The 3376-nt window shown below is 59.7% G+C and carries 3 protein-coding genes; 2 read left to right on the top strand and 1 reads right to left on the bottom strand.

Annotated features, from left to right (window positions below):
• Positions 1-366: 366 nt before the first annotated feature.
• Positions 367-828: a DUF6130 family protein gene (locus ACYP5B_RS02860; RefSeq protein WP_267602868.1), complete on the bottom strand. Its 462-nt coding sequence runs from the start codon at positions 826-828 to the stop codon at positions 367-369.
• A 227-nt stretch (positions 829-1055) separates the two neighbouring features.
• On the opposite strand from ACYP5B_RS02860, the gene ACYP5B_RS02855 reads away from it, so the two are divergent.
• Both ACYP5B_RS02855 and ACYP5B_RS02850 read left to right on the top strand, forming a co-directional pair.
• The gene (locus tag ACYP5B_RS02855) at positions 1056-1535 is read left to right on the top strand and encodes an alpha/beta fold hydrolase (protein WP_459568483.1); all 480 of its coding nucleotides are present in this window, start codon (positions 1056-1058) and stop codon (positions 1533-1535) included.
• Between the two features lie 458 nt (positions 1536-1993).
• Positions 1994-3046, top strand: coding sequence for an alpha/beta fold hydrolase (locus ACYP5B_RS02850; protein WP_459568482.1), 1053 nt, complete (start codon positions 1994-1996; stop codon positions 3044-3046).
• The last annotated feature ends 330 nt before the right edge of the window (positions 3047-3376 follow it).

The raw sequence follows: 3376 nt of genomic DNA, 5'->3' as shown, positions 1-3376 counted from the left end.
CGGCTGCGCAGCGCACAGCAACGCGCTAGCATCATTGCCGCGTGCTGGAAGCAGGCCGAGTTGTGGTGATGTCATCATTTATACAAGGATCAATAGTACATCAAATCTTGCAGATTTGGAGATAGAACCTGTGCGTCGTCACAATAGGACATTCTCGCCAAGGCGGGACTCTGGCAGCTCTTCTCAGTAGGAAGTGTTAAGCACTTGCGTGTCCAGACGCCGGAGATGCTCTTCCAGTACTTCGGCCACACCCATTAGCATTGCGGTGTGCGCCCTTATATCAGCGTGTGCATGCCGCGGCCCTTAACGTTAGACCTGATCGCCGCAGGCATATGCCGTGTCTCCCGCAGAAGAACACACAGGCCCTCAAGGCTGGTGGGGTTTTGACGCCTTCAGGTCCGGGACGGTAACGGAAACTGTCTCGCTGCCCAGGATCTTGTGGCTGGGATCGGCCAGTTCGAGCCGCAGCTTGTGTGCGCCAGGCGTGAGCCCCACAACGATGATGGGATCCTCGCTGGTATGGGCCCAGGTGCCGTGCGCGTCGTCAACGGTTACATGAAGATGCCCTATACGCGGCGTTACCTCGACGGCGGTCTTGCCGAATAACGGCATGACTCGGAAGTTCTCTGTCCGGAACTGAACGATGACGACGCCGCGAGCCAGTGGTTCGGGCAGCGGTGGATATGGAATCAGCTTCGGTGCCGGTTCCGATTCGAGCGGCAGGATCGCCGGGGGACGGACGGTATCCGGGGCGTTCTGCGCGAAGGCAGCAATGCAGAAAACAGCGCCAGCAGCGGCGACTGACAAGTGTCTGAAGAGGGGTCGCATGGTTTTTCCTTTCGCGGCCAGGCTGGCCGGGGGGGTAGCGAAGCCATTTACGCTTCGCTCCTATGTAAGAGTAGTAGTTGGGACCAAAAAGCGGACTTTGACCGTGGTCCCGGCCGAATCGTAGGCCACTCCTCCACGCGTTTCAGAACCTTTTTGTACCCGTCTGTATCACCCCCCTGTGTTGATACGTTTCATGACGGAAACGGCCCAGGTACGTTACAGGCCCGATACAAAAACGTGACATTCACGAGCTGGTGAAATCGCTGGGCTATGACAAGGCCAGTGTCGCAGGTCATGACATTGGCTCGGCGGTGGCCTTCGCGTATGCGGCGAACTATCCCCAGGCCATCGACAAGCTGGTGATGCTGGAGCTGCCGCACCCGGACGAGAGCCTGTTGTCGTTCCAGCTTCTACCCGCGCACAACACCTTCGGCGACAAGCTCGACTTCGCCCATCCGTATCTCTGGTGGTTTGCCTTCAACCAGGTCAGTGGGCTGCCGGAGAAGCTGCTCGCCGGTCGTATCCGGGTCGAGCAGGATTGGCTCTTCAAGTACTTCCTGGTGGACGAGGGTGCGATCGACGCGCGGGACCGAGCCGTGTATGAGCGCGCGTACAACAGTGCCGACGCCATTCGCCGGTCTCGGCCTGGGCCGACAAGCTTCGGGAAGCTGGCGTCCCTGGCCACCTCGTCAAGCACCTCGCGGTGATGGCAGAGTTCCACGCAGAGGGGCGCTACGATCGCTTGACTGACGATCTATACAAGCTTACGGGCAAGGCGCCCACCAGCATGCTCGACTTCGTCAAGCTCAATGCCTCCGAGTTCTCGCGTGACGGAACCTTAGCTTGAGAAAGCGACGCACCGTGCCTATTGCAGAAAGGCAAGACGCATAGCCGCCGCATCATGCAATCGACCAAGGCGCCAACACGGGCCGGCCGCACGACCAAGCGTGTACAAGCGGGCGCCTTGTCTCGGCTATTTTTTGTGAACGCGAGCAAATCCGGTGCTATACAAGAACAGTTGTCTGATCGCACTGGCAGCAACATCGTCGTTTCGATTCTGATAGCTATGACGCAAAGGTGCCATGCTACCGGGAATCGCAGCCACGCCAAGATAAGTAAAGCACCGCCCCGATGAACGATTCCGCATCAGCGCGAGGAGAAAAAAATGACGGATAAAATCGATCTGCCTCGTCGAGGCTTTCTGGGCACGGCCGCCTTGACGCTCGCTACAGTACAGTTCGGCGTTTTAACGTCCGCCAAAGCCCAGACCAATCAATCGAAGCCGGCGCCCCTGCCCTCGACCAGGCCGGGTACCCATGCGGCCTTTGCATCGATCAAGCAGATCAACGCAGGGCTACTCAACGTCGGCTACGCGGAGGCTGGCCCTGCTAACGGGCCAGCCGTCGTCCTGCTACACGGCTGGCCCTATGACATCCACAGCTTCGTCGACGTCGCGCCTCTGCTCGCGTCGCACGGATACCGCGTGATTGTTCCGTACCTGCGCGGCTATGGTTCGACGACCTTCCTGTCGAAGGAATCCATGCGCAACGGCCAGCCGGCGGCCGTTGCGCTCGATATCATCGCGCTGATGGATACGCTGGGCATGCAGAAAGCCGCCATCGCAGGGTTCGATTGGGGCGCGCGCACGGCATGCATCCTTGCTGCCCTCTGGCCAGAGCGCTGTAACGGGCTGGTATCCGTCAGTGGCTACCTGATTGGCAGTCAGGCGGCGGGCAAGATGCCGCTGCCGCCTGAGGCCGAGTTTCAGTGGTGGTACCAGTTCTACCTGGCCACGGACCGCGGACGCGATGGCTATCAGAAGTACACGCACGACTTCGCCAAACTGATCTGGCAGCAGGCCTCACCGAAGTGGAAGTTCGACGACGCCACCTTCGAACGCAGTGCCGCTGCATTCAACAATCCCGATCACGTGGAGATTTCCGTACACAACTATCGCTGGCGGCAAGGTCTTGCCGCAGGCGAGCCGAGGTACGACGAGTTCGAGCAGCGGCTCGCGACGGCGCCCACCATAGGCGTGCGCACAATCACGATGGAAGGTGACGCCAACGGTGCCCCGCATCCGGCGCCCAGCACCTATGCCAGCAAGTTCACCAGCAAATACGAGCACCGGGACCTCAAGGGAGGCATCGGCCACAACCTCCCGCAGGAAGCACCGCGGGAATTCGCGCAGGCGGTTATCGACGTCAACAGGTTTTAGTGTGACAGGCTAGCCTGGCCGGCATCGGGACTCAACGTCCGACGCCTGCGTCACAGAGCTGCGGAAAGATCTTCCAGACGTCCTATGAGCAAGCGCCCGCTCGGGGACCGGTCTGCTCGTATCGGTGCTCCTCGCATCTTCGCATTCACATGCCGATCATCAGGTGCCCGGGCCCATCGCGGGAAAAGTGCCTGGCCTCGATGAAGGCATGCACGACTACCAGGGCGTCTCTAAGGAAATGCTGATCAATTCAGCTACAGGTCATCCGGCGGAAAGCGTGGCGCGTTGAAGGTGAAGGCATGAAAAACAAAGACAAGGATGAAACAAACG

It is taken from the genome of Cupriavidus sp. 8B (assembly GCF_054589115.1).
Note: the sequence above shows the minus strand (reverse complement) of the source record. Positions and strands in the feature narration are given on the sequence as shown.

Coding starts and splice junctions, on each gene's coding strand:
- ACYP5B_RS02850 (WP_459568482.1), top strand. CDS start 1,994: ATGACGGATAAAATCGATCTGCCTCGTCGAGGCTTTCTGGGCACGGCC.
- ACYP5B_RS02860 (WP_267602868.1), bottom strand. CDS start 828: ATGCGACCCCTCTTCAGACACTTGTCAGTCGCCGCTGCTGGCGCTGTT.